Annotated in this window: 1 protein-coding gene; it reads left to right on the forward strand. The window is 46.5% G+C overall.

All coding sequences use genetic code 11. From position 1 onward, the window contains the following. Positions 1–232: colicin-like pore-forming protein (locus ACLJNW_RS27850; RefSeq protein ID WP_410961825.1), on the forward strand; the 232-nt coding region annotated here is incomplete at its 5' end. Positions 233–243: the final 11 nt, after the last annotated feature.

Below are 243 nucleotides of genomic sequence, written 5' to 3' on the forward strand. Positions count from 1 at the left end.
GTACCAAGAGTTCAAGATATCTACGGAAACCGGGGACTGGAAACCATTCTTTGTAAAAATTGAAACACTAGCTGCTGGTGCGGCCGCCAGTTGGCTTGTGGGTATTGCATTTGCCACGGCAACAGCCACTCCTATAGGCATTCTGGGGTTCGCACTGGTAATGGCAGTTACCGGGGCGATGATTGACGAAGACCTTCTAGAAAAAGCAAACAATCTTGTAATATCCATTTAAAACCAAGCAAG

This window comes from Salmonella sp. SAL4457 (assembly GCF_046548235.1).
GTDB classification, from domain to species: Bacteria; Pseudomonadota; Gammaproteobacteria; order Enterobacterales; family Enterobacteriaceae; genus Salmonella; species Salmonella enterica.